The sequence below is a fragment of the Rhodococcus sp. OK611 genome, assembly GCF_003050885.1.
Taxonomy (GTDB): Bacteria; Actinomycetota; Actinomycetes; order Mycobacteriales; family Mycobacteriaceae; genus Rhodococcus_G; species Rhodococcus_G oryzae.
The window spans coordinates 228,800-254,107 of the sequence record NZ_QAOZ01000004.1; the positions used below are offsets into that span (position 1 = coordinate 228,800).

At 69.1% G+C, this 25,308-nt stretch carries 27 protein-coding genes; 20 read left to right on the plus strand and 7 right to left on the minus strand.

Annotated elements, in window-relative coordinates; genetic code table 11:
- Window positions 1-3: 3 nt before the first annotated feature.
- From C8K38_RS06665 to C8K38_RS06675, 3 genes are read right to left on the minus strand one after another with little or no spacing between them, the layout of a single operon-like run.
- The gene (locus C8K38_RS06665) at window positions 4-645 is read right to left on the minus strand and encodes a Maf family protein (RefSeq protein WP_097210514.1); all 642 of its coding nucleotides are present in this window, start codon (window positions 643-645) and stop codon (window positions 4-6) included.
- Complete coding sequence (locus tag C8K38_RS06670) at window positions 642-950, minus strand: acyl-CoA carboxylase subunit epsilon (RefSeq protein ID WP_097210515.1); 309 nt, start codon at window positions 948-950, stop codon at window positions 642-644. The genes C8K38_RS06665 and C8K38_RS06670 overlap by 4 nt, the downstream gene beginning before the upstream one ends.
- Complete coding sequence (locus C8K38_RS06675; protein ID WP_097210516.1) at window positions 947-2,587, minus strand: acyl-CoA carboxylase subunit beta; 1,641 nt, start codon at window positions 2,585-2,587, stop codon at window positions 947-949. Before C8K38_RS06675 ends, C8K38_RS06670 begins: the two co-directional genes overlap by 4 nt.
- A gap of 136 nt (window positions 2,588-2,723) precedes the next feature.
- Here C8K38_RS06675 and C8K38_RS06680 point away from each other — a divergent pair, with 136 nt between their 5' ends.
- Window positions 2,724-3,566: a biotin--[acetyl-CoA-carboxylase] ligase gene (locus tag C8K38_RS06680; protein WP_097210517.1), complete on the plus strand. Its 843-nt coding sequence runs from the start codon at window positions 2,724-2,726 to the stop codon at window positions 3,564-3,566.
- A gap of 53 nt (window positions 3,567-3,619) precedes the next feature.
- Here C8K38_RS06680 and C8K38_RS06685 read toward each other — a convergent pair whose 3' ends face one another.
- Window positions 3,620-4,021 carry a DUF7144 family membrane protein gene (locus C8K38_RS06685; protein WP_097210518.1) on the minus strand — a complete coding sequence of 134 codons (402 nt, stop codon included), beginning with the start codon at window positions 4,019-4,021 and terminating at the stop codon, window positions 3,620-3,622.
- Between the two features lie 155 nt (window positions 4,022-4,176).
- Between C8K38_RS06685 and C8K38_RS06690 the strand changes: the two genes are divergently transcribed.
- The 5 genes from C8K38_RS06690 to C8K38_RS06710 are packed head-to-tail and all read left to right on the plus strand — an operon-like array spanning window position 4,177 to window position 8,385.
- Entirely contained in the window at window positions 4,177-4,638 is a 462-nt protein-coding gene (locus C8K38_RS06690) for a DUF6069 family protein (protein WP_097210519.1), read from the plus strand.
- Window positions 4,635-5,846 (plus strand): AI-2E family transporter, encoded by a 1,212-nt coding sequence (locus C8K38_RS06695; protein WP_097210520.1) that lies wholly within the window; start codon window positions 4,635-4,637, stop codon window positions 5,844-5,846. Before C8K38_RS06690 ends, C8K38_RS06695 begins: the two co-directional genes overlap by 4 nt.
- Before the next feature lie 16 nt (window positions 5,847-5,862).
- On the plus strand, window positions 5,863-6,402 hold the full coding sequence (locus C8K38_RS06700) for a PH domain-containing protein (RefSeq protein ID WP_077040997.1): 540 nt from the start codon (window positions 5,863-5,865) through the stop codon (window positions 6,400-6,402).
- A 9-nt stretch (window positions 6,403-6,411) separates the two neighbouring features.
- Window positions 6,412-7,089, plus strand: coding sequence for a response regulator transcription factor (locus tag C8K38_RS06705; protein WP_097210521.1), 678 nt, complete (start codon window positions 6,412-6,414; stop codon window positions 7,087-7,089).
- A 12-nt stretch (window positions 7,090-7,101) separates the two neighbouring features.
- Window positions 7,102-8,385, plus strand: coding sequence for a sensor histidine kinase (locus C8K38_RS06710; protein ID WP_097210522.1), 1,284 nt, complete (start codon window positions 7,102-7,104; stop codon window positions 8,383-8,385).
- Between the two features lie 2 nt (window positions 8,386-8,387).
- On the opposite strand, the gene C8K38_RS06715 is transcribed toward C8K38_RS06710, so the two are convergent.
- A complete protein-coding gene (locus C8K38_RS06715; RefSeq protein ID WP_097210523.1) occupies window positions 8,388-8,948 on the minus strand; it encodes a GtrA family protein in 561 nt (186 codons plus the stop codon).
- Window positions 8,949-9,019: 71 nt separating this feature from the next.
- On the opposite strand from C8K38_RS06715, the gene C8K38_RS06720 reads away from it, so the two are divergent.
- The 11 genes from C8K38_RS06720 (at window position 9,020) to C8K38_RS06770 (ending at window position 20,092) form a co-directional block, all read left to right on the plus strand.
- Window positions 9,020-10,300 carry a 5-(carboxyamino)imidazole ribonucleotide synthase gene (locus C8K38_RS06720; RefSeq protein ID WP_097210666.1) on the plus strand — a complete coding sequence of 427 codons (1,281 nt, stop codon included), beginning with the start codon at window positions 9,020-9,022 and terminating at the stop codon, window positions 10,298-10,300.
- Window positions 10,284-10,802: a 5-(carboxyamino)imidazole ribonucleotide mutase gene (gene purE / locus C8K38_RS06725; protein ID WP_097210524.1), complete on the plus strand. Its 519-nt coding sequence runs from the start codon at window positions 10,284-10,286 to the stop codon at window positions 10,800-10,802. The genes C8K38_RS06720 and purE overlap by 17 nt, the downstream gene beginning before the upstream one ends.
- A 99-nt stretch (window positions 10,803-10,901) precedes the next feature.
- Entirely contained in the window at window positions 10,902-12,008 is a 1,107-nt protein-coding gene (locus tag C8K38_RS06730; RefSeq protein ID WP_097210525.1) for a hypothetical protein, read from the plus strand.
- A gap of 81 nt (window positions 12,009-12,089) precedes the next feature.
- Window positions 12,090-12,764: a TetR family transcriptional regulator gene (locus C8K38_RS06735; RefSeq protein ID WP_097210667.1), complete on the plus strand. Its 675-nt coding sequence runs from the start codon at window positions 12,090-12,092 to the stop codon at window positions 12,762-12,764.
- 124 nt (window positions 12,765-12,888) lie between these two features.
- A complete protein-coding gene (locus C8K38_RS06740; RefSeq protein ID WP_077041003.1) occupies window positions 12,889-14,049 on the plus strand; it encodes an acyl-CoA dehydrogenase in 1,161 nt (386 codons plus the stop codon).
- A gap of 68 nt (window positions 14,050-14,117) precedes the next feature.
- Entirely contained in the window at window positions 14,118-15,308 is a 1,191-nt protein-coding gene (locus C8K38_RS06745; RefSeq protein ID WP_097210668.1) for a sensor histidine kinase, read from the plus strand.
- Between the two features lies 1 nt (window position 15,309).
- Entirely contained in the window at window positions 15,310-16,005 is a 696-nt protein-coding gene (locus tag C8K38_RS06750; protein ID WP_097210526.1) for a response regulator, read from the plus strand.
- 103 nt (window positions 16,006-16,108) lie between these two features.
- The gene (locus C8K38_RS06755; protein WP_097210527.1) at window positions 16,109-16,864 is read left to right on the plus strand and encodes an ABC transporter ATP-binding protein; all 756 of its coding nucleotides are present in this window, start codon (window positions 16,109-16,111) and stop codon (window positions 16,862-16,864) included.
- Window positions 16,858-19,308 carry an ABC transporter permease gene (locus tag C8K38_RS06760; protein ID WP_097210528.1) on the plus strand — a complete coding sequence of 817 codons (2,451 nt, stop codon included), beginning with the start codon at window positions 16,858-16,860 and terminating at the stop codon, window positions 19,306-19,308. The genes C8K38_RS06755 and C8K38_RS06760 overlap by 7 nt, the downstream gene beginning before the upstream one ends.
- A gap of 96 nt (window positions 19,309-19,404) precedes the next feature.
- Window positions 19,405-19,734: a hypothetical protein gene (locus C8K38_RS06765; protein ID WP_097210529.1), complete on the plus strand. Its 330-nt coding sequence runs from the start codon at window positions 19,405-19,407 to the stop codon at window positions 19,732-19,734.
- Window positions 19,735-19,840: 106 nt separating this feature from the next.
- Window positions 19,841-20,092: a hypothetical protein gene (locus C8K38_RS06770; protein WP_209928834.1), complete on the plus strand. Its 252-nt coding sequence runs from the start codon at window positions 19,841-19,843 to the stop codon at window positions 20,090-20,092.
- Here the strand turns inward: C8K38_RS06770 and C8K38_RS06775 are convergent.
- Both C8K38_RS06775 and C8K38_RS06780 read right to left on the minus strand, forming a co-directional pair.
- Entirely contained in the window at window positions 20,076-20,780 is a 705-nt protein-coding gene (locus tag C8K38_RS06775; protein ID WP_097210530.1) for a TIGR03089 family protein, read from the minus strand. The two genes, C8K38_RS06770 and C8K38_RS06775, sit on opposite strands and share 17 nt — an antisense overlap.
- A 38-nt stretch (window positions 20,781-20,818) precedes the next feature.
- Window positions 20,819-22,321 (minus strand): LCP family protein, encoded by a 1,503-nt coding sequence (locus C8K38_RS06780; protein WP_097210531.1) that lies wholly within the window; start codon window positions 22,319-22,321, stop codon window positions 20,819-20,821.
- A 106-nt stretch (window positions 22,322-22,427) separates the two neighbouring features.
- On the opposite strand from C8K38_RS06780, the gene rfbD reads away from it, so the two are divergent.
- From rfbD to C8K38_RS06795, 3 genes are read left to right on the plus strand one after another with little or no spacing between them, the layout of a single operon-like run.
- Entirely contained in the window at window positions 22,428-23,288 is an 861-nt protein-coding gene (gene rfbD, locus C8K38_RS06785; protein ID WP_097210532.1) for a dTDP-4-dehydrorhamnose reductase, read from the plus strand.
- Window positions 23,289-23,298: 10 nt separating this feature from the next.
- Entirely contained in the window at window positions 23,299-24,192 is an 894-nt protein-coding gene (locus C8K38_RS06790) for a glycosyltransferase family 2 protein (protein ID WP_097210669.1), read from the plus strand.
- Entirely contained in the window at window positions 24,182-25,276 is a 1,095-nt protein-coding gene (locus C8K38_RS06795; RefSeq protein ID WP_077041012.1) for a sugar phosphate nucleotidyltransferase, read from the plus strand. The genes C8K38_RS06790 and C8K38_RS06795 overlap by 11 nt, the downstream gene beginning before the upstream one ends.
- Window positions 25,277-25,308 lie beyond the last annotated feature (32 nt).

Sequence of the window (25,308 nt, forward strand, 5' to 3'; positions counted from 1 at the left end):
AGTTCAGGTGGCCGGGGTCGCGGCCCAGAGCTCGGAGATGCCGACGCCGACCTCGCCGAGCAGTCGGCGGACCAACGGCAGGCCGATGCCGATCACGCTGGAGGGATCACCCTCGATCCGGTCGATGAACCACCCGCCGAGCCCGTCGAGCGTGAACGCGCCCGCGACCTGCATGGGTTCGCCGGACTCGAGGTAGGCCTCGAGATCGTCCCCGGACGGGGTCCCGAAGTGCACGATCGTCGCGCTGTCCGCGCCGGCCTCGCCGACGGTCACCCCGTCGCGCACCCGCAGCACGCAGTGCCCGGTGAGCAGGGTGCCGCTGCGACCCATCATCGAACGCCAGCGGGCCCGGGCCACGTCGGCGGTGTGCGGCTTGCCCTGCAGGGTGCCGTCGATCAGCAGCATCGAATCGCAGCCGATCACCACCGCGTCGGCGGAGACCTCCGCCGGCAGCCCGGGGAGCACGGCGGTGGCCTTCGCCCGCGCGAGCTCGGTGACCACCCGCGATGGCGCTGCCGAGGGGCCGAGCGCTTCCTGCACCGCGTCCTCGTCGACTCCGGAGACCCGTACGAATGGCTCGACCCCGGCCTTGCGCAGCACGGTCAACCGTGCCGGCGAGGCCGAGGCCAGAACGAGCGTGGTCACCGACGGTTCGAGTACGCGTACGGGGACAGGGGGGCGGCGCCCCGGTGCATGCCTGCGGGGTCGCCCCACCGCTCGGCCGGACGAGTGTCGGCCGGTGTTTCCTCGGCGCCTGCAGCGGCGGCGAAGACGGTCACCAGTGCCGCCACCTCGATGTCGGTTGGTTTGCCCTTGACCACCGTGATGACCGGCAATTGAGAGCCCTTGCTGTCGGCAGCCACGTCCTCGACCGTAGCGGAGTCGATGGCCTCCGCGGCTGCGGAGAGCACCTCGACGTCTTCGAGTGTCGTTTCCCTCGTCGCTGTCATAGCGGGATGTTCCCATGCTTCTTGGGCGGAAGGGAAACCTGCTTGCGTTCGAGCAGGCGAAGGGCCGCCACGATCTGACCGCGGGTGTGCGACGGCGGGATGACCGCGTCGATGTAACCGCGCTCGGCAGCGACGTACGGGTTCACCAGAGTGTCCTCGTACTCGTTCTGCAGCTTGAGGCGCAGCGCGTCGACGTCGGCGCCCGAGGCCTCGGCCTCCTTGAGCTGCTTGCGGTAGACGAAGCCGACGGCGCCGGAGGCGCCCATGACCGCGATCTGCGCGCTCGGCCAGGCGAGGTTCAGGTCGGCGCCCATGTGCTTGGAGCCCATGACGTCGTACGCGCCGCCGTACGCCTTGCGGGTGATGACGGTGATCTTTCCGACCGTGGCCTCGCCGTACGCGTAGAGCAGCTTGGCGCCGCGGCGGATGATGCCGTTGTACTCCTGCTCGGTGCCGGGAAGGAAGCCGGGCACGTCGACCAGGGTGATGATCGGGACGTTGAAGGCGTCGCAGGTGCGCACGAAGCGGGCGGCCTTCTCGGAGGCGTTGATGTCGAGGCAGCCGGCGAACTGGGTGGGCTGGTTCGCGACGATGCCGACGCTGCGGCCGTCGACGCGACCGAAGCCACAGATGATGTTCGCGGCACGCTCGGCCTGGACCTCGAGGAACTCGTCGTCGTCGAGGATGCGCCGGATGACCTCGTGCATGTCGTACGGCTGGTTCGGCGAGTCCGGGATCAGGGTGTCGAGCTCGATGTCCTCGGAGGTCAGCGAGTCCTCGATGGAGCCGACGATCGGGTCGGACGGGGCCAGTCGCGGCGCGGCGGCCTGGTTGTTGCTCGGCAGGTAGCTGAGCAGGTCCTTGACGTAGTCGAGGGCGTCCTGCTCGCCGGAGGCGACGTAGTGGGCCACACCGGACTTGACCATGTGGGTGTGGGCGCCGCCCAGGTCCTCCATGGTGACGTCCTCGCCGGTGACGGTCTTGATCACGTCGGGGCCGGTGACGAACATCTGGCTGGTCTGGTCGACCATCACGACGAAGTCGGTCAGCGCGGGGGAGTAGACATGGCCGCCTGCGGCCGGGCCCATGATCAGCGAGATCTGCGGGATGACGCCGGAGGCCTGCACGTTGCGGTGGAAGATCTCGCCGTAGAGGCCGAGCGAGACCACACCCTCCTGGATGCGGGCGCCCGCGCCCTCGTTGATGCCGACGAGCGGGCGGCCGGTCTTGAGTGCCAGGTCCATGACCTTGACGATCTTCTCGCCGTAGATCTCGCCGAGGCTGCCGCCGAACACGGTGGCGTCCTGGGAGAAGACACACACGTCGCGGCCGTCGATGGTGCCGTAGCCGGTCACCACGCCGTCGCCGAACGGGCGGTTGTCGGCGAGACCGAAGTTCACGCTCCTGTGCCGGGCGAGAGCGTCGAGCTCTACGAAGGAGCCCTCGTCGAGCAGCGCGGTGATGCGCTCACGGGCGGTCAGTTTGCCCTTCGCGTGCACCCGCTCGACGGCGGCTTCGCCGCTGGGGTACTTCGCCTCTTCCTGACGTCTACGCAGGTCGGCGAGCTTTCCAGCCGTCGTGTGGATATCAGGGGTGTTTGTCGCCTCTGGCGCAGTGGGCTCCTGGACACTGGTCATGAGGACAGAGCTTATCCAGCCGCTCTCGGTGCCTGTTGACCGAGGTCAGGTTGCGTTCAATCATTGAACCCAAGCTACTGGCCAGTACGAAATTGTGATCCCCGCCGCAGCGGCCGGAGCCCATAGTCTGATCGGCATGTACACCGATCTGAATCGGCCCCCGCTCGTCGCCGACGCACTGCGCAGAGCGCTGGTGCGTGGGATGGCAGGCGGCGACCCCCACGCCTTCTACTCGAGTCTCGACGTCGTCACCGAGACCGGTTCGACGAACGCCGACCTGTTGGCCAGGGCGGCGGACTCCGCCCTCGACCGCGCGGTGCTGATCTCGGAGTTCCAGGACCACGGCCGGGGCAGGCACGCCCGCTCCTGGGTGGCACCGCCGAGGTCGGCTGTCTCCGTCTCGGTGTTGCTGCGGATGCCGGGGATCGATCCCGCCGATCTGGGGTGGCTCCCGCTGCTCGCGGGCGTCGCGGTGGTCGATGCAATGCGATCGGTCGCCGAGGTGGATGCCGTGCTGAAGTGGCCGAACGATGTCCTGATCGGTGGCAAGAAGGTGGCGGGCATCCTGGCCGAGGTCGCCGCGACCGCACCGGTCCCGTCGGTCGTGCTCGGAATCGGGTTGAACGTCAGCCTCACCGAGTCGGAACTGCCGGTGCCGACCGCCACCTCGCTCGCGCTCGCGGGTGCCGCCACAACCGATCGGGACACCGTGGTGCGCGCATTGCTCCGTGCGCTGGCGGCGGAGTGGACGAAATGGCAGCGGAATGGTTGGGACACAAAGGCGCTCGCCGAGTCGTACCGGGATCGGTGCGCCACGATCGGGCAGCGCGTCCGCGCGGAACTGCCGGGCGGCGGCGAACTGCTGGGCACCGCGAGCGGGATCGATGCGCAGGGCCGGATCGTGATCAGCCCGGACGGTGGCAGGGAACCGGTCGCGGTCTCGGCAGGCGACATCACGCACCTGCGCCCGCAGGAATGACGACAAGAGGGTGCGGGCCCATGGCCCGCACCCTCTTCAGCACAGCGTCGTGGCTAGTCGTTGTCCCACGTCGCGATGGCCCAGATGACGACCACGTCGAGGGCGATGATCAGGATCGACCACCACGGGTAGTAGGGCAGCCACATGAAGTTGGCGATGATCGAGAGGGCGGCCAGGAAGATGCCCGCGATCCGCGCCCAGGTCGCACCGGTGAGCAGACCGAAGCCGGTCAGCGCGATGAGGATTCCCACGATGAGGTGAATCCAGCCCCAGCCCGTGGTGTTGAGCGCGTAGGAGTATTCCGGCCCGACGATCAGGACGCTGTCCTTGGCGAGCGCGGAGATTCCCTGGAAGACCTGGAGGATGCCCACGGTCAGCAGCAGGACCGCTGCCGCGATCGAGCCTCCGGCCGCGAATCCCTGCTTGACGCTGTTGTCCGCGCGGTTTGCCGTCATAGCTGTTCCTCTCTCAGAAATGGGAGTGGTGCTTCGACAAGCAGTGTGAGTCCCGTTAGACACTTGTGCCTCATCCGTCGTGGGTGAAGCGTGCACGGCGCGGTAGGTGCGACGCTCACTGTGATCGACTGTGAGATCGAGGGAGGAAAGCAGCAATGACGAACTATCAGGGACAGCCGGGCATGTCCGGCACCCAAGGAGCGCCAACGCGCGGCATCGCAGTGGGCAAGTTCTGGGCGGGTGCCGCCGCGGCCGCGCTGGTCACCGCGCTCAGCGCGCTGGTGGCCACGGTGATCCTCCGGGTCTTCGACCTGATGCCGCTCTCGCCGAACTGGATGCCCGAGACCACCGTCGCGGTCCGGTTCGCGATCATCGGGTTCGTCGGGGCGCTCATCGCCGCCGGGCTTCTCTATCTGTTGCTGCTGACCACCCCGGGCGGCGACTCGTTCTTCGGCTGGATCATCGGCCTGATCACGCTTGCTCTGGCCATCTTGCCCTTCGCCTATGACGCGGTGATGGGTGACCGGATCGCCACGAGTCTGGTCCACCTCGCCATCGGCCTGCCGATCCTCGGGCTGTTGCCCGGTGTCGCCGGTCGAGCCGCGGTGTGGAAATGAGTCGATCCGTCGCCACAGTGCTCGTGCCCACCCCGTCGTCCCCGGTGCCCCCCTCGACCCTGCCGCGCGGGCTGATCGTGCTGCTCGGCCTCGCGGGCGCCGTGGTCGCGATTGCCGGCACCAAGGCCTTCGCCGGGATCATCGGGCCGGTGTTCCTGGCGCTGATGTTGGTGGTGGGTGTGCAGCCGCTTGGCGACTGGCTGCAGCGCAAGGGCGCGCCCAAATGGGTCGCGGTGATCTCGACGCTGACGGCCATCTACCTGATCCTGCTCGGTCTGGTTGCGGCGCTCGTCGTCTCGATCGCCCAGCTGGCAACGCTGCTGCCGCAGTACTCGGACAAGGCCGACGAGCTGATCGCCAACGTGCAGAAACAGTTCGCCCAGCTGAACATCGGTTCCGAACAGGTGGAGAAGGCGCTCTCGAGCGTCGATCTCGGCAAGATCATCGGTGTCGTCGACGACGTGTTGCTCGGGCTGCTGGGTGTCTTCTCGAATCTCTTCTTCATCCTGGCTCTCCTGATCTTCATGGCGATGGACGCGAGCTCGTTCGGCGAGCGGATGCGCGCGATGGCCTACTCCCGCGCGGACATCGCCTACGCGTTCTCCTCCTTCGCCAGCGGTACCCGCAGCTACCTCATCGTCTCGACGGTGTTCGGCCTCATCGTCGCCGTGATCGACGCGGGCGCGCTCTGGGCTTTGGGCATCCCGCTGCCGATCCTGTGGGGACTGCTCTCCTTCATCACCAACTACATCCCCAACATCGGGTTCGTCATCGGAGTGATCCCGCCCGCACTGATCGCACTGTTGGAGGGCGGTCCGATGCTGATGCTGTGGGTGATCGTCGTCTACAGCGTCATCAACGTCATCATCCAGTCGGTGATCCAGCCGAAGTTCGTCGGCGATGCCGTCGGGCTGTCGGTGACGCTCACGTTCTTGGCGTTGGTGTTCTGGGCGTGGGTGATCGGGCCGCTCGGTGCGCTGCTCGCCATTCCGATGACGCTGCTGGCCAAGGCGCTCCTGCTCGACATCGATCCGTCGACCCGGTGGGCCAACGCACTGATCACGGGCTCCCCACCAACCGCGGAGGAGCTGGCGACGGCCGAGGCCGACGCCGCAGAGAAGGCAGCGGAGCTGCACGCGGAGGCCGAATCCGAGGTCGAGGATGCGGTTGAGTCCGAAATCGAGGGTGCGGTCGAGAAAGTGAAGTAGTCGATACGCTTTCCTGATGGGATATCCGGAGGACGCCCTCGCCACGGACGAGGAGCTGCTGCTGCACCGACACCCGCATTGGAAGATGCTGGTGTTACCCGCGTTGACGTTCATCGTGGCGACGGCGCTCGCCGGGTTCGCGCTCGGACTGGCCCAGGACCGGCTCGACGGGACCGCCCGCTCCGTCGCGCTGATCGTGGTTGCGGTGGCCTGGGTCGGGATCGTCGGGTGGCGTTGTGTCGGACCGCTGTTGAGGTGGAAGTTCACCCACTTCATCGTCACGGACCGACGGGTGCTGATCCGGCACGGCGTGATCACCCACACGGGGATCGACATCCCGATGGGGCGGATCAGCAACGTGCAGTTCAGGCACGGACTGATCGACCGGATGCTGCGGACCGGCACCCTGGTGATCGCGTCGGCGGCCGACGATCCGCTGGAGTTCGACGACATCCCCGATGTGCAGCGGGTGCATTCGCTTCTGTATCACCAGGTGTTCGACGCGATGAATCTCGATTCCGGTCCGCCGACGGAGTACGGTGGGGCCGCTCCGTAGGCTGGGGTCGTGACAGCCGTACTGCTTGCCGAAGACGACGAGGCCATTGCCGCCCCGCTCTCCCGTGCCCTTGGCCGTGAGGGCTACACGGTCACCGTCGAACCGACCGGTCCCGGGACCCTCGAGCTCGCTCTGAGCGGGTCATTCGATCTGCTGGTTCTCGACCTCGGCCTGCCCGGCATGGACGGGCTGGAGGTGTGCAGGCAACTACGCGCAGGCGGCTCCGACCTCGCGGTACTGATGCTGACGGCGCGCACAGACGAGGTGGACTTCGTGGTGGGGCTCGACGCGGGCGCCGACGACTACGTGGGCAAGCCGTTCCGGCTGGCCGAGCTGATGGCGCGGGTCCGCGCCTTGATGCGCCGCCGAGGTGGCTCCGAGGACACCGCCATCGCGGTGGGGGACATCAGGCTCGAACCCGCCGCCAGGCGCGTGCTGGTCGGTGGCTCCGAGGTCATCCTCGCGAACAAGGAATACGAGCTGCTCAAGGTCCTGCTCGACCGGGCGGGCGAGGTGGTCTCGCGCGACGTCATCCTGCAGGAGGTGTGGGGTGACGCGGATCTGCGCGGCTCCAAGACCCTCGACATGCACATGTCGTGGCTGCGCCGGAAGATCGGCGACGAGGGTCCGGTCGCCGAGCGGCGCATCGCGACCGTGCGGGGCGTCGGCTTCCGGCTGAACACCTAGCCGGGCGCAGCCGTGCGCCGCCGAATCCTGCTCTCCATCCTGGCCGTCGTCATCCTCATCGCGCTCCTGCTGGGGCTGCCGTTGATGTACACCGCCTGGTTGTGGGTCGAGGACCTCACCAGGAGCGATCTGCAGGCCAGGCTTGACCGGATGGCGGCGGAGATCGTCTCGCAGGAGGGCGAGCAGGGCGTGATCGTGGACGGCCTCGACACGGCGCCACTGCGGTTGGTGGTCCCCGCAGGCGCCAAACTCACCGTGATCTATCCGACCCCGGGCGATCGCGAGGTGCAGGTCGACATCGGCGAGCCCGCGGTCGAGCAGCCACTGAGCGAGTCGCTCTCCATGGGCCGCTCCGGTTCGTTGCGTCTCGAGGCACCGTCGGATTCGATGCGATCGCTCCAGCAGCAGGCGGTCGGCGCGGTCGCCTTGGTGGTGTTGGCATCACTCGGCGCGGGCGCGGCGGTGGCGACGGTGACCGCCAGGCGGCTCGCGGATCCGCTGCGGGACGTCGCGGGCCGCGCCGCCCGGCTGGCGGAGGGCGACTTCCGCAAGGACCCGCGCAGGCACGGGATCGCCGAACTGGACCGGGTGTCCGACGTGCTCGACGCGGTCACCGTCGAGATCGCCGGGCGATTGCAGCGCGAGCGGGCACTGGTCGGCGACGTCTCCCATCAGCTCCGCAGCAGGCTCACCGCCGTGCGGCTGCGGCTCGACGAGTTGTCGGTGCACCCGGATCCCGCGGTGGTCGACGAGGCGACGGAGGCGCTGGCCCAGGTGGACCGTTTGACGGTGGCGATCGACGAGCTGGTGCGGTCGTCCCGGATGGCAGGCGAGCTCCCTGAACCCGTCGCGGTGGTCCGGGAGCTCGCCGGGGTGGTCTCGGACTGGCAGCGGCCCTATCGGGACGCGGGACGGGACCTGGTGCTGAGGGGCGAGGCCGCGGTGATGTCGACGGCCAGGTCCTCGCGACTGCGCGAGTCCGTGTCCGTGCTGGTCGACAACGCGCTCATGCACGGCGGGGGCACCTGCACCGTCGCAGTCCGGTCGGTGCCGGGGACGGCGGAGCGCGAGGCGATGGTCTGCGTGGAGGTCGGCGACGAGGGCGATGGCGTCAGCGACGAACTGGCCCCGCACATCTTCGACCGCGGGTTCTCCGGCGGTGGCTCGACGGGGGTGGGGCTGGCGTTGGCCAGGGCCCTGGTCGAGGCGGACGGCGGCCGGCTCGATCTCCAGCGCAGGCGACCCGCGCTGTTCGCGGCGTTCCTGCCGATGGCGCCCGATGCGGAGCCGCGCTAGCGCTAGCTGTGTCCGAGCTCTTCCTCGGCGAGTTCCTCGGGCGTCGGGTCGAAGCCGGTGGACCCGGCCGCCGTGCCCCTGGCGTTCTCCTCGGGGAACGCGAACCGGCGCAGTGCCCAGAATCGGAAGACCATCTGCAGCACGTTGCCGATGACGTAGTTGAGGATGAAGTCGACGATCACCAGCGTGGTCAGGCTCGCCGTTGACCGGAAGTCGAAGACGTTGTTGGCGATGAACAGCGGGGCTGCGGCGATGACGACGCCGATGCCGCTGATGGTGAAGAACAGCAACGCCTCGTGGTGGCGCTCGCGGCCGCCGCGGTTCTTGAATGACCACTCTCGGTTGAGGATGTAGCTCAAGATCGTGGCCATCACGCCGGAGATGATCTTGGCGACGACGGGCTTCTGCTCGAGGATCGTGAGGCTCAGCGAGTAGAAGATCGCGAGGTCGAAGACCATGGTCGTGCCGCCGACGATCGCGAACTTGATCAGCTCGTGATGGCGAAGGACCACGTCCCGGTAGGGCTGGGGTACGCGGCTGACCGCCTGATCGACTAAAGACACAACGACTGAGTGTACGAAAGAGGATGCCGATCCGACGAACTGACACTCCGATCGTGGGTTCGAAGGCCGTCATGACACCATTGACTGCCGTGAGCGTCGATTCCGGATCCCAGCACCGCCCAAGCACCCCCCGCGGCCCGAATGCCGGATTGCCGGTGGTCGCGATGATCGGCGGCGGGCAGTTGGCCCGGATGACCCATCAGGCCGCCATCGAACTCGGTCAGTGCCTCCGGGTGCTCTCCGGCGGCCCCGACGAGCCGGCCGCCAAGGTGTGCGCGGATGTCGTGATCGGCAGCCACACCGACCTCGACGCGCTCCGGGAGGTCGCGGCCGGGGCCAGCGCCCTGACCTTCGACCACGAGCACGTCCCGACCGAGCACCTCGAGGTCCTCGTCGCGGAGGGCGTGAACGTCCAGCCGCCGCCGCAGGCGTTGATCTACGCGCAGGACAAGCTCGCCATGCGACGCAAGCTCGCGGAGCTGGGCGCGCCCGTGCCCGCGTTCGCGGAGATCACCTGGGCGGGCGACGTCGTGCGCTTCGGGGACGAGCACAACTGGCAGATCGTGATCAAGGCGGTTCGGGGCGGCTACGACGGGCGCGGTGTGTGGATGCCCGCGGATTCCGACGAGGCGGAGGCCATCGTGACCGAGCAGCTCGACAAGGGCGTCGCCCTGATGGTCGAGCAGAAGGTGTCGATGCGGCGTGAGCTGTCCGCGATGGTCGCTCGGTCGTCGTTCGGGCAGGGCGCGACCTGGCCGGTCGTGGAGACGGTGCAGCGCGACGGGCAGTGTGCGGTGGTGATCGCCCCCGCCCCCGAGCTGTCCGATTCGCTGGCCATGGAGGCCGAGCAGATGGCGCTGCGCATCTCCGCCGAGCTGGGCGTCGTCGGGTCGATGGCGGTGGAGCTGTTCGAGACCACCGACGGACGGCTGGTGGTGAACGAGCTGGCGATGCGGCCGCACAATTCCGGGCACTGGACCCAGGACGGGGCGCGGACGTCGCAGTTCGAGCAGCACCTGCGGGCGGTGCTCGACTATCCGCTCGGCGACACGGCGCCGATCGCGCCGGTCACCGTGATGGCGAACGTGCTGGGCGCGGAGTCGGCCCCGGAGATGAGCATGGACGAGCGCCTGCACCACCTGTTCGCCCGTATGCCCGACGCGAAGGTGCACCTCTACGACAAGGGCGAGCGGCCGGCACGCAAGATCGGGCACGTCAACGTGGTCGGCGGCGCGCAGGGCTCGATCGCCGACGAGGCGTACGTCGCGGCGGTGCGTGAGCGCGCCGAGCGGGCGGCACACTGGCTCTCGCACGGGGAATGGACCGACGGATGGGATGTGCACGGTGAGTGATTCGAATGGGCCCGTTGTCGGCCTGATCATGGGCAGCGACTCGGACTGGCCGACGATGGAGGCGGCCGCCGAGGCGCTCGCCGAGTTCGGGATCCGGTTCGAGGTCGGTGTCGTCTCGGCGCACCGGACCCCGCAGCGGATGCTCGACTACGCCCGTGACGCCGCCGATCGCGGCATCAAGGTGATCATCGCGGGCGCGGGTGGGGCGGCGCACCTGCCGGGCATGGTCGCCTCGGCGACGCCGCTCCCGGTGATCGGCGTGCCCGTGCCGCTCAAGTACCTCGACGGCATGGACTCGCTGCTGTCGATCGTGCAGATGCCCGCGGGCGTGCCGGTCGCGACGGTGTCGATCGGTGGCGCGCGCAACGCCGGGTTGCTGGCGGCGCGGATCCTCGGCGCCTCGGACCCCGCGCTGCGTGCGGCGATGGCGACGTTCCAGGCCGGACTCGAGGCGATGGTGCTGGAGAAGGACGCGGCGCTGCGCGCGAAGCTGCTGGACTGAGAGTTCTGCCAATCGGCTCACTTGAGCGGATCTTCCGGGGTTAAATGGCGTCGTCCGGATTACGTTTGACGCTGTAACGAATCCTCAGGGAGTGTCCCCATGCCTGCGCCGCTTGACGAATACCCGATCCATCAGACGCCGCTCTCGATGGCCCGGGTCGCCTCCAGTGACAAGAACTTCTACGACCGGTCCTATTTCAACGCGATCGACACCCAGGGCGAGCTGTTCCTGGTGAGCGGCTTCGGCGTGTACCCGAACCTCGGTGTCACCGACGCGTTCGCCACCATCCGCAAGGGTGAGCGGCAGTGGGCGGTCAAGTTCTCCGATGCGCTCGAGGAGCGGTCGATGGATCTCGCCGTCGGCGGGTATCGGATCGAGGTGCTCGAGCCGCTGCGCAGGCTGCGGATGGTCTGCGAGGGCGACGGCGAGGGCGGGCTCGGGTTCGACCTCACGTGGGAGGGTTCCGGCCCGGCGATCTCGGAGCAGCCGCACCTGTTGATGAGCAAGTTCCGGCCGACCCTGGACGCGAGTCGTTTCGCACAGACCGGCACGTGGACCGGCGTGCTGTCGGTCGACGGCGAGGACGTCGTGGTGAGCCCGGATCGGTGGATCGGCAGCCGCGATCGTTCCTGGGGCATCCGCCCTGTCGGCGACGGGGACCCGGCGGGCAGGCTCGCCGACGAGCCGTCCGAGGGCTTCTGGTGGATGTACGTGCCGCTGCGTTTCGACGAGTTCTCGATCATCGTGATCCTGCAGGAGAACCCCGACGGCTACCGGACGCTGAACGATGCGACCCGGGTCTGGAACGACGGCCGGATCGAGCAGCTCGGCTGGCCGCGCTACGACATCAAGTACCACCCCGGTACCCGAAGGCCGTTCGCGGCGACGCTGCACCTGACCGCCTCCGACGGCAGCCCGCTGACCGTCGAGGTGGCCCCGCGCGACGGTCTCGCGTTGCATGTCGGTGCGGGATACGGCGGCGACCCGGAGTGGACGCACGGGCAATGGCGCGGCCGCAACTGGACTTCCCGGTCGGTGTACGACCTCACCGACCCCGCGATCGCGGCACGAATTCCCTACGGCGTCAACGAGTATCCGTCCAGTGTCACCTGCAACGGTGTTCCGGGTGCAGGCATGTTCGAGCACGCGAGCATGGGCAGGCACGATCCGACCGGCTTCGTGGACTGGGGTTCGGTGGCGCAGTAGGCGCTGCGCGCCCGTGCGCGGTTGACGGGTGCAGGGACTCGTCAACCGCGCACGGGTGGCGCAGCCGCCTACGCTGTGCTCATGCCCGACGACACTGACCGTTTCCGTCTCCACGTGGTGTCGGAGGCGTTGCGGCTCTTCTCCGAGAAGGGCTACGAGGCGACCAGCGTCGACGAGATAGCCGAGGCGGCAGGCATCTCGCGTCGCACCTTCTTCCGGCAGTTCCGTTCCAAGGAAGACGTGGTGTTCGCCGACCACGAGATCCTGCTGGCCCAGGCGCAGGAGCATCTCGCCGCCGATCATGACGACCCGTGGGATGCGGTCTGCGACGCCGCGATGATCGTCTTCGAACGGTTCTCGCAGTGGAACGACATGGCGACCCGGCGCTACGCGGTGGTGCACGAGGTGCCCGCGCTGCGGGACAGGGAGATCGTCACCGGATTCCGGTACGAGCGATTGTTCGTCGACTACCTGCGCCGCGCGCTGCCCGGCGAGCCGGACCTGTCGATGGTGCAGTTCTCCGCCTCGGTGACCGCCACACACAACTACCTGCTGCGCCGGATGGTGCGCGACGGCGCCCGGACCACCTCCGAGGACCTGCGCGCGGCGTTGGCCGATATCCGCCGCGGGGTCGGCCGACCCGATGCCTCAGTCGCCGACGGCGACGGCGAGATGGTGGTGGCGGTGTTCCCGCGCGGCACCGCACCGCGCCGGGTGGCGGAGCTGCTGCGCCGCAGGCTCGAGGAGGGCGAGTAGGGGAGGTGGCACTCGGTGCCGCAGTGTGGCACGTCTTACCGGCTTCTCGTCGGGTCGGTGCGGTATGATTGCCCGTGAATGGCACTGAGTGCCGCGCCCCGAGACTTCCACGAGGAGCAACCAGATGGCTGGCAACCCCGACTTCGACCTGTTCAAGCTCGCCGACGAGCACGATGAGCTGCGGGCCGCGATCCGCGCGCTGTCGGAGAAGGAGATCGCGCCCTACGCGAAGGATGTCGACGAGAACTCCCGGTTCCCCGAGGAGGCGCTCAAGGCACTCGTCAACTCCGGCTTCAACGCGATCCACGTCCCCGAGGCCTATGACGGCCAGGGCGCCGATTCCGTGGCCACCTGCATCGTGATCGAGGAGGTGGCCCGCGTCTGCGGCTCGTCCTCGCTGATCCCCGCCGTCAACAAGCTCGGCACCATGGGCCTGATCCTCAACGGCTCCGAGGAGCTCAAGCAGCAGGTCCTCCCGTCGCTCGCCTCGGGCGAGGCGATGGCCTCCTACGCGCTCTCCGAGCGGGAGGCGGGTTCCGACGCCGCCAGCATGCGCACCCGCGCGAAGGCCGACGGTGACGACTGGATCCTCAACGGCTCCAAGTGCTGGATCACCAACGGCGGCAAGTCGACCTGGTACACCGTCATGGCCGTCACCGACCCCGACAAGGGGGCCAACGGTATCTCCTCCTTCATGGTGCACAAGGACGACGAGGGCTTCGTCGTCGGCCCGAAGGAGAAGAAGCTCGGCATCAAGGGCTCGCCCACCGCGGAGCTGTACTTCGAGAACTGCCGTATTCCCGGCGACCGCATCATCGGCGCGCCCGGCACCGGCTTCAAGACCGCTCTGCAGACCCTGGACCACACCCGCCCGACCATCGGTGCCCAGGCCGTCGGCCTGGCGCAGGGCGCGCTCGACGCGGCCCTCGCGTACACCAAGGACCGCAAGCAGTTCGGCAAGTCGATCTCCGACTTCCAGGCCGTGCAGTTCATGCTCGCCGACATGGCGATGAAGGTCGAGGCCGCTCGTCTGATGGTCTACACCTCGGCCGCCCGCGCCGAGCGTGGCGAGAAGAACCTCGGCTTCATCTCGGCCGCCGCCAAGTGCTTCGCCTCGGACGTCGCGATGGAGGTGACCACCGACGCCGTGCAGCTGTTCGGTGGCGCCGGCTACACCACCGACTTCCCGGTCGAGCGGATGATGCGCGACGCCAAGATCACCCAGATCTACGAGGGCACCAACCAGATTCAGCGAGTCGTGATGTCGCGCGCGCTGCTCAAGTGAGCTGACGCGTGAGTCGACCTGTGGCCGGTGAGCTCGCTCACCGGCCACAGGTGTTTACCCTGGGGGCCATGCCCCGATTCCCGCTGAGTGAGCGCTGGTACCGCTGGAGCGCCGATCACGTCGTCGGGATCGATCGCAGTGTCGCGGCCTTCTTCGCGCTCATCGGGGTGGCGGCGTCGGTGGCCGTCGGGTGGGTCGACGTGGTGATCGCGCTGGGACTCACCGTGCCGCTGGCCTGGCGTCGCATCCGGCCGGTCGCGGCCGCCGCCGTGGTCGCGTTTTTCTCGGTGGCGTATCTGATCATCTCGAGTGACCAGACCAACCTCGTCATGCCCGGTATCTGCGTTCCGATCGCGCTGTACGCGCTGGCGGCGTACGGACCGAGGTGGGCGAGCGGATGGGGCCTGGCGGCGGCCATCCTCGGCGTGATCGCGGCGGGCCTCCGGTACTTCGGCGGTGCGGAGTCCACATGGCAGGCCCACGCTTTCCTGATCGCGTTCCTCATCGTGTACGTCACCGCGGTGTGGGCGTTCGGCGACCTGCGCCGGGTGCGTAACCAGGAACTCGAGGGGCTCACCGAGCGGGCCCGGCTTCTCGAACTCGAACGCGCGCAGGAGGCGGAGATCGCCGCCATCAATGAGCGCACCCGGATCGCGCGGGAGATGCACGACATCGTCGCGCACTCGCTGACCGTCGTGATCGCGCAGGCCGACGGTGGTCGGTACAGCGCGGCCGCCGATCCCGCCGCGGCGGTCACGGCGCTGGAGACCATCTCCCAGACCGGGCGGCAGGCGCTGACTGACATGCGCGCGCTGTTATCCGTGCTGAGGGAGGACCGGCCACGCGAGTACTCCTCGACGCCAGGGGTTTCGGATATCGATACGCTGATCGAAGAGGTCCGCAAGGGCGGCCTCGACGTGCAGCTCACCACCGACGGGGAGCGACGCGTGCTGTCCACCGGCGCCGAGCTGACGGCGTACCGGATCGTGCAGGAATCGCTGACCAACGTGCTCAAGCACGCGGGTCCTGCGGCGAGTGTCGAGGTCACCGAGCGCTGGACCGACAGTGCGCTGGAACTGACTGTCGTCGACGACGGCAGGGGAGCGTCCGGCGCCCTGGTCGCGCCCTCCGCGGGTGGGCAGGGTGTGCTCGGCATGCGCGAACGGGCCGAGTTGTACGGCGGCAGATTCGAGGCCGGACCCGCCGCAGGCGGCGGCTACCGGGTGCACACCGCGCTGCCATATTCGAGAGGTGAATGACATGTCCGATGCCACAACGGATCCGATCCGGATCGCGATCGTCGACGATCAGCAGCTGGTCCGAGCGGGCTTCCGGATGGTGATCGACTCCCAGCCCGACATGAGCGTCGAGGTCGAGGCCTCGGACGGCGAGCAGGCGCTGCGTGAGCTCGCGCGGGTTCCGGTCGATGTGGTGCTGATGGACGTGCAGATGCCGAACCTGGACGGCATCGAGGCCACCCGCCGCCTGACCGCGCTGGAGCACTCGCCGAAGGTGGTGGTGCTCACCACCTTCGACAACGACGAATACGTGGTCGCCGCGATCTCCGCCGGTGCCAGCGGCTTCCTGCTCAAGGACGCGCAGCCGGAGGACCTGCTCGCCGCGCTGCGGACCGTGTACCGGGGGGATGCGGTGATCGCGGCCCGCTCGACGCGTCGGCTGCTCCAGCACGTGGGTCCGATGCTGGCAGGCGCGTCCACCGTCGAGCGCCCGCAACTGCCCGACGACCTGACGCCCCGTGAGGTGGAGGTGCTCGAGGCGATGGCGCACGGATTGTCCAACACCGAGATTGCGGAGAAGTTCTTCGTCTCCGAGGCGACCGTGAAGACGCACGTGGGCAGGGTGCTGGCGAAGACGGGATCGCGGGACCGGGTGCAGGCGGTGGTGTTCGCGTACCAGACCGGGCTGGTGCAGCCGGAGGATCTGCTGGGCGGGTAGGACCGGGGAGAGGCAGCCGTCCTACCCAGGTATGACGCGGCCGCAGCGAGGATCCGTCCGCACGCCGACGCGCCGAGTGGGTGTCGTTCGTAGCGTCGAGGACATGAATGCACCCACCATCACACGAACCGCCGCGGTCCGCGCCGTCGGCCTGAGCAAGAGCTACGGCGAGGGCGAGGCGGCCGTGCGCGCCCTCGACGGTGTGCACACCGAGTTCCTGGGCGCGGCCTTCACCGCGATCATGGGACCGTCGGGGTCGGGCAAGTCCACCCTGATGCACTGCCTGGCCGGGCTCGACACGGCGACGTCCGGGCTGGTGTACCTCGGGGACACCGAGCTGACCGGGCTGAGCGACCGGGAGCTGACCGAATTGCGTCGGCACCGAATCGGATTCGTGTTCCAGGCCTTCAACCTCCTGCCGGTGCTCACCGCGGAGGAGAACATGCTGCTGCCCATGCGACTGGGCGGAGTGGACCCAGATCCGGAGTGGATGGCGGAGGTCGTCGGAAGACTGGGTCTCACCGAGCGACTCGGACACCTGCCGCACGAGCTGTCCGGCGGCCAGCAGCAGCGCGTCGCGGTCGCCCGGGCCCTGCTGCCCAGGCCCGACGTCATCTTCGCGGACGAGCCGACGGGAAACCTCGATTCACGCTCGGGCACCGAGGTTCTCGAGCTGCTCCGTTCCAGCGTCCGAGAGTTCGGGCAGACGGTCGTGATGGTCACCCACGACCCGGTGGCGGCGTCCTATTCGGACCGGGTGGTGCTGATCGCCGACGGACGGATCGCCGGTGAGATCGATCGCCCGACGACCGATTCGGTGATCGAGACGATGCGCGAACTCGGGACCCGGGCATGCTGAGGCTCACCCTCGCACAGGCGCGCGCGCACTTCGGGCGATACCTGGCCGCGATGCTCGCGGTGCTCATCGCGGTTGCCTTTGTCGTCGCGACCCTGGTGCTCAGTTCGACGGCCACCGCGGGCGTCACCAATTCCCTTGCCGGACAGTATCGGAGTACCGACTTCGTGGTCTCCGATCTCGGGGACGGCCTCCAGGCGCAGCGGGCCGCGGGTGCCGTCCGGTCGGCAGCAGGGGTGCGGGCGGTGACCACCGACGTCTCCACGCCGGTGAAGGTGACGGCGGCGGGTTCGGACAAGTCGTTCGGCACGGCCACCTCGTTGGCCGCGGATGCGGGTCTGCGCTGGCAGAAACTGTCGGACGGTCGATTTCCGAGCGCGGCAGGCGAGATCGCGGTCGGCTCGAACTCGGACCTACCCATCGGGACACGAGTCTCGGTGACCGCGCTGGGCGAGAGCACCGGCCCGGAGGCGGGCGAGGCGACGGTCGTGGGCACGGTGGACCTCGACGGCACCGCGCAGCGGATGGACGGGATCTCGGTCTATGGCACCGCTGCGGACATCGAGGCATGGACCGACGGTCAGGCCGCCAGGGAGATGCGGGTGGCGGGCGGTGACCGCGAGGCCGTCGCCGCCGCGCTGCCGCCAGGCGCGACGGTGATCACAGGCGCCGAGAAGGCCGAGGACGTCTCGGCGAGCTTCCTCGGCAGCAGCGACATGCTGCGCAACGTGCTGCTCGCATTCGGTGCGCTCGCGGTGGTGGTGTCCGGCCTGGTCATCGCGAACACGTTCGCGGTGCTGTTGGCGGCGCGGACCCAGGAGCTGGCGTTGCTCCGCTGCGTCGGCGCGACGAGCGATCAGATTCGCCGCAGCGTCCGCATCGAGTCGCTGGTGGTGGGGCTGCTGGCCTCGCTCGCCGGCCTTGCGACCGGCGTGGCCCTGGCTGCGGGCGTGACCGAAGTCGCAGGCGCGCTTGATGTTCCCATCCCGCTGGACAACCTCTCCGTCTCGCCCGGTGCGCTCGCGGTCGGTCTGCTGGTCGGGGTCGTCGTCACGTACCTGGCGGCGGTCGCGCCCGCGCGGGCTGCCACCACCGTGTCGCCGCTCGCCGCCCTGACCCCGGCCGAGGCGAAGCCCGAACCCGTCACGGCGTCGCGGGTGCGACGGCTCGTCGGTGTGGTGGGCCTGATCGGTGGCGTCGCGGTGCTGACCGCCGGTGTGCTGGGCAAGCAGGTACTGGTGGCGGCGGGGGGTGCGCTGGTCTGTTTCGTGGCGGTGATCCTGTTGTGCCGGTACATCATCCCGCCCGCGGTTGCGGCGTTCGGTAGGGGGCTGGGACGTGTGTCGGGTCCGTTGGGGGAGCTGGCGGCAGGCAACGCGGGCCGCAATCCCCGCCGCACCACGGCAACGGCAACGGCATTGCTGATCGGCGTCACCGTGACCGCGACGATGATCGTCGGGATCGCGACCGTCAAGGCCAGCGCCCCGGGCGCGCTGGACGAGCAGTTCCCCGTCGATGTCTCGGTGGACGGTGCCGCTGGCTCCGCGCTGCCGGTGACGATGGGCGAGCGGATCGGCGGCGTGGACCGGGTGACCGCGGTCGCGGAGCTCTCACGCGGCGAGGTGAGCACCGCTGCGGGGAAGGAGCTGACCGTGACCGGGGTGGATCCGGCGCAGGCAGCCGCGGTGTTGCGGGTGCCGATCACGCTGCCGAGGTCCGGCCAGATCGTGATTCCGCCGGAGCTCCTCCAGGAGCTCAGCGCGCGCGCAGGCGAGCCGATCGACGTCCGGGGCGCGGGCACCACCCGGAGCCTGACTGTTGTGGAAGGCACGGAGGGTCCGCCGCCGCTCATGGTCCGTGAGGACCTGGCCGCGGTGACGGCGAACCCGGCCGCGGATTCGTTGTGGATCCGGATCGCGGATGGCCTGACCGACGACGAGATCGCGACCGCGCAACGTGAGGTCACCGCGCTGGCCACCGACATCGTTCCCACCGCGGAGATCGGCGGGGCGGTGTCCATGCGAGCGGCACTGAACTCGGTCCTGGACACCATGTTGATGATCGTGGTGGGACTGCTGTCGGTGGCGATCCTGATCGCGGTCATCGGGGTGGGCAACACGATGGCGCTGTCGGTGATCGAACGTCGGCGGGAGAGCGGTCTGCTGCGGTCGATCGGTGTCACCCGGGCCGGGCTGCGAACCCTGCTGATCTACGAGGCGGTCCTGGTGTCGGTGGTCGCGTCGGTGCTCGGAGTGGTGCTCGGGCTGGCCTTCGGGCTGGCGGGTACGGCCTCGGTGTTCGGTGTCGACGATCTGGTGCTGCCCTCGCTGCCGTGGCCGGAGTTGGTGGCGACGGTGTTGGTCGGCGGGATCGCCGGGGTGATCGCGGCGCTGCTGCCGGCGAGGAGCGCCGCGAAGGTGACGCCCGTCGAGGCCATGGCGGCCTAATCTGGAGGGGTGCCTGCGGGACCGAGTTCGCTGCCCCGCGAGGCCCGGGCCGGTCGACTCCGACTGGCCCGGGCCTCGCGGGGCAGCGCGGGGTCGATGGTGGCGACAGTGGCGGCGCTGGCGTACGCGGCGGCGCTGCGTGCCAGGATCGCCTTCGACGAGGAGTTCGCCCCTTTCGTCTGTGCCGGGATGCGGTTCGGCTTCGCGCGGGGAGGAACCACGATCGGTGGGGCCTACCTGACCGGGCGAAACACCGGCGCCGCGACCCTGCGTCACGAGGCGGTCCATGCCGAGCAGTGGGCCCGGTACGGTCTCGGATTCGTTGTCCGCTACCTCATCGAAGAGGTTCGGCATCCGATGCACCGCAACCGATTCGAGATCGAGGCCGGACTGGTCGACGGCGGATACGTCGGGAGAGTGGCATGAAGGTGACGTCGGTTGGCTGGCCACCTACCGGACCCCGGTCAAAGCCGCGCACCCGCGCGGGAACCCGCACACGAACTTCTCGTACTGGGCGCCCGGCAACAATTCGGTGGCGGTCGACACGGTCGCGGAATGGGTCGACGACGGCGACACCAGGCGCCGGGTGTGGGACCTCTATCGCCGGACCAGCCCGCGTGGGGCGGGATACGACCTGGGCAACTTCTGGCGGTCGCCCGACGATCCCGAACTACACGTCCTGCGCCTTGATCCCTGGCGAATCCAGGTGATTCGGGGAGGGGATCTGCGCAGCCGGATCTGGACCGTCGATCACGCAGGCGATCGGGTCAGCGTCGGATCGTGATCTTCTCGGTGCCCATCCGCCTGGCCATCGCGTCGTCGGAGGGGCGCGCGACCTGCACCAGCGAGGCGCCGGCCGCCAGCACCGCGAGCAGGCCGTCGATCAGTTCGGTCGTGGTGCCCCACTCTGAGCTCGAGAGCACGCGATCCGCGCGGCCGATGGACTGGGCCGCGGCGGAGTCCGTTGCCGCGGTGAGCACCTCGGCGATCGACATGCCGTCGAGAGCCGACGACGCTCCGGCGTCCGGCCGGAACTGGTCGCCGTGCACGCGAACCGAGGTGGCGTAGTCGGTGACGCCGATCGGGAGCCCCTCGGCGGGGCGACCGAACGCGTCGAGCGAGAGCACCGCGACCTCGGGCACGTCCTCGACCTCGGCCAGCCGGTCTGCCGCGACCAGCGCGAGCTCCGCGTCGTCCGCGGGCGCCAGCAGCACCTCGGCGCCGGCCCACCAGCAGCCGAGCAGCACGGCGGCGCTCTGCCAGTGCGCGGGGAGCAGCACACAGATCCGGGCGCCCGGCAGCAGGCCGAACTCGTCGCGAATCAGGTTGGCGGTCTTGGCGGCCCAGTTGGCGAGGGTGAGCGCGGACAGTTCGATCCGCTCGCCGCTGACATCGTCGTAGTAGGTGATGCGCGGGCCGGCCGGATCCTGCTGCAGGATCGGATCGAGAAATGCCGCGCTCAGGTTGGTCACGGATGTGTTCGGGTCGGGCACTTCCGCCGCCGTTCTCGCTAGTTGACGCACCGCGGGCCCTTGTTCCCGGCGTCGATCGCCGGGCCAGGGGGCGCGGGGGTGGGGCTGGTGCCCATGTCGACGATATCCGAGGTCGGCTCCGAGGTGGAGTCGGAGCCGGAACCGGGGCCGGTGTAATCGGCCGCGATCAGGACCTTCACCGTGCCCGCGGACAGCGAGCTGTCGCCGACGATCGTCAGGCCGCCGAGCGCGGCCGCGACGGCCTTCGCCGCGTCGGAATCGGGGTCGGCCGCGAGGACGCGGCTCGTGCTCACCGTGGTGCCGGTGTTGTTCCCGACCTCACCCTGCACGTAGCCCTGCTCGGTCAGTGCCTCGGACACCCGGGACGCGAGCCCGCCGATCCCGCTGTCGTTGGACACGTCGACGGTGACCTTCGAGGTGTCGATGGACGGCGCCTCGCCGGTGCCGGTGGCCTCGCTGCCGCTGTCGTGCTCGCCCACCAGGCCGGCAACGAACGTGCGGACGGCCTTCGGGTCCACCTGCACGATCGACTCGCCGTAGTCGGTCATCGCGTTGAGGTCGACGACCGGGATGGTCTGGAACTTGACCTCGCCGCCCGCGAGGCCCTGCAGTTGCTTCGCGAAATCGATGATGTCCCAGTCGTCGTCGAGCACGACCGAACGCTGCACCGCGGAGCTCAGCTGCGCGAGCTTGCCGGGATTGCTCAGCGTCTTGGCGCTGATGACCTCGTGCACCAGCGACGCCATGAACACCTGCTGGCGGACGATCCGGTCGAGGTCGCCGCGCGGGAGGTCGTGTCGCTGCCGGACGAAGGACAATGCGTTGGACCCGCTGAGGGTCTGTTCGCCCGCTGGGAACTTCGCACCGGACATCCACTCGTCGACCGGGTTGTTCAGGCACACATCGACACCGCCGACGGCGTCGGTGAGCAGGACGAATCCCAGCAGCCCGACCTCCGCGTAGTGGTCGACGGTGATGCCGGTGAGGTTCGCTACCGACTTGATCAGGGCCTCACGGCCGGCTTGGGTCGATGCCTTGTCGGCCTCGTCCTCGGACTCGCCCTCGTCGAGCAACCGCTGCTGCTCGGTGGCCCGGGTGGCCCCGAAGGCGGCGTTGATCTTCGAATGGCCGATGCCGGGGACCTCGACATACGAATCGCGTGGGATCGAGACGGCCGTCGCAGAGCCGCCGTCGGTGGGGACCCGGATGAGCACGATGGTGTCGGTGTTGTCTGCCTCCGCCTCGCCTGCCCTGAGCGAGGCCAGTTCGTCGGCGGAGAGCGGATTGCCGTGCGCGTCGGTGCGACTGTCGGTGCCGACCATGAGGATGTCGACCGCGCCGTCCTTGCCGCCGTCGCCCAGCTCGAGTCGCGCGGTTGCGAGGTTCGACGTGAGGGCATCGACGCTGCGCCACGCGAATCCGGTGATGAGGAGGACGAGGACCGACGCGGCCGCGACGGCTATCTGGCCCCGACCGAAGGCGGTACGCCTCGCCGTCGGAGCTCCCTCGTTGTCCGGCACCTGATGCCCCCTAACTCTGCATGTGGTTCACCCCGACCGGGGTCCAGGCTACTGGTGGGGACGCGTGGTTCCGGTGTCCGCGGACCGGCGTGCCAGACTTTCCTGTGTGAGAAAGATCCTTGTGACCGGGGCCGGTGGCCAGCTCGGCACGCAGTTGCTGCGTCGCGGTTCCGCGGCCGGTCTCGACATCGTCGGATTCGGGTCAAGAGACCTGGACATCACCGATGGTGAGGCGGTCGACAGGCTCGTCGAGCCCGGCACCGTCGTCATCAACTGCGCTGCATACACCGCCGTCGATGCGGCCGAATCCGACGAGCAGGCCGCCGAGCGGGTGAATGTGCTCGGCCCACGGAATCTGGCGTCGGCGACCGCGCGTGTCGGCGCCCGACTGATCCATGTGTCGACGGACTACGTGTTCGCGGGCGACGCGGCCAGCCCATATGAGACCGACTCGGAGACCGGGCCGCGGACCGCCTACGGGCGGACGAAGCTCGACGGCGAGCGCGCGGTGCTCGCCGCCGACCCGAACGCCCTCGTGGTGCGGACCGCGTGGGTCTACACCGGTGTGGGCGCGGACTTCGTGGCCACGATGCTGCGCCTGGAACGCGAGCGCGACACGGTCGACGTGGTCGACGACCAGATCGGGTCGCCGACCTATGCGGGTGACCTGGCCGACGGCCTGCTGCAGCTGGCCGGTTCGCCTGAGGTGCCGGGCGGGGTGCTGCACGCGACGAACGCCGGCCAGGCGAGCTGGTTCGACCTCGCCAGGGCGGTGTTCGCCGGTGTCGGTGCGGATCGGGAGAGGGTCCGCCCCTGCACCAGTGCCCAGTTCGTGCGGCCAGCGCCGCGGCCGGCGTACTCGGTGCTGTCGGAGGCATCCTGGGTGGACGCCGGCCTGACCCCGTTGCGGCCGTGGCAGGAGGCGCTGACGGCGGCCCTGGCGCAGTTGCCGCCGGCCAGCGACTAGGGTTGCCGGCGTGAGTTCGCAGCTGGCCGTGGTGACGGTGACCTATTCGCCGGGCAAGCACCTTCAGAGTTTCCTCGACACCCTCGAGGAAGCCACGACGTTGGAGACCCAGGTCGTCATGGCCGACAACGGGTCGACAGACGGTGCTCCCGAGGCGGCCCTCGAACAGAATTCCAACGTGCGCCTGCTGCGCACGGGCGGGAACATCGGCTACGGCGGTGCCATCAACCGCGCGGTGGCCGAGCTGGACCCCGATGTGGAGTTCGTGGTGATCGCGAATCCCGATCTCCGCTGGGGCGCCGGCTCCCTCGACGTGCTGCTCGACGCGGCTCAGCGCTGGCCCCGCGCGGGCGCACTCGGTCCGATGGTGCTGGAACCCGACGGCAGCGTCTACCCGTCGGCGCGCCAGGTTCCCGGGCTCGTCTCGGGCGCAGGCCACGCCCTCCTCGGCACCGTCTGGCCGTCCAATCCGTGGACCCAGCGGTACCGCCAGGAGAACGAGCAGGTGTCCGAGCGCCCTGTGGGGTGGCTCTCCGGGTCCTGCCTGCTGGTGCGTCGCGCCGCATTCGACTCGATCAACGGGTTCGACTCCCGGTACTTCATGTACATGGAGGACGTCGACTTCGGCGATCGACTCGGCCGCGCGGGCTGGCACAACGTGTTCGTGCCCTCGGCCGAGGTGACCCACGCCAAGGGACATGCGGCAGGGCGCCATCCCGAGTTGATGCTGCCGGCACATCACCAGAGCGCCTACCGCTTCCAGGCCGATCGGCATCCGCATTGGTGGCAGGCGCCGCTTCGGTGGGCGCTACGCGGCGGTCTCGCGGTGCGGTCGAAGGTGGCCGTCGCGGCCGCGGTACGGAACAGGGCGAAGAACGAGGGGACTGCAGACGATGGTGAATGACCAAGTGACGAGCGAACCGAACGTGGACGCGGTGGTTCTCGTCGGCGGTAAGGGCACCAGGCTGCGGCCGCTGACGCTCTCCGCGCCGAAGCCCATGCTGCCGACGGCGGGCCTGCCCTTCCTGCAGCACCTGCTGGCGCGCATCGGCGCGGCCGGGATCAAACACGTAGTGCTCGGCACCTCGTTCAAGGCCGAGGTCTTCGAGGACTACTTCGGCGACGGGTCGTCGATGGGTCTGGAGATCGACTATGTCACCGAGACCGAGCCGCTCGGCACCGGTGGCGGCATCAGGAACGTGCTGCCCAAGCTCAGGGCCGACAACGTGATCGTCTTCAACGGCGACGTGCTCGGCGGCACCGACCTTCGGGCCGTGCTGGATACGCACCGCACCACCGAGGCGGACGTGACGATGCACCTGGTCCGGGTGGGGGATCCGCGGGCCTTCGGATGCGTGCCGACCGACGACGACGGCCGCGTCACGGACTTCCTCGAGAAGACCCAGGATCCGCCGACCGACCAGATCAACGCCGGTTGCTACGTCTTCAGGCGCGAGATCATCGAGAAGATCCCGGCCGGGCGTCCGGTCTCGGTGGAGCGTGAGGTGTTCCCCGGGCTGTTGGCCGAGGGGCGACGCGTCTTCGGGCATGTCGACGCGGCCTACTGGCGCGACATGGGCACGCCGGAGGACTTCGTCCGCGGGTCCGCTGATCTGGTGCGCGGCATCGCGCCCTCACCCGCGCTCGAGGGCCCGCGGGGAGAGTCGCTGGTGCACCCGGGCGCGGGCATCGCGCCCGGCGCGGTGCTGATCGGCGGCACGGTGGTCGGACGCGGCGCCGAGATCGGCGCGGGCGCACGGCTCGACGGTGCGGTCGTCTTCGACGGCGCGGTCATCGAAGCGGGCGCGACGGTGGAACGGTCGATCGTCGGATTCGGCGCGCGGATCGGGCCCCGGGCGCTGGTGCGCGATGCGGTGATCGGCGACGGCGCTGACGTCGGCGCCCGCTGCGAACTGCTCCGCGGTGCGCGGGTCTGGCCGGGCGTTGCCCTGCCCGACGGCGGGGTCCGGTTCTCCACCGACGTGTAACCCGTGCAGGTGTGACCTGGCCCATTCTGGCA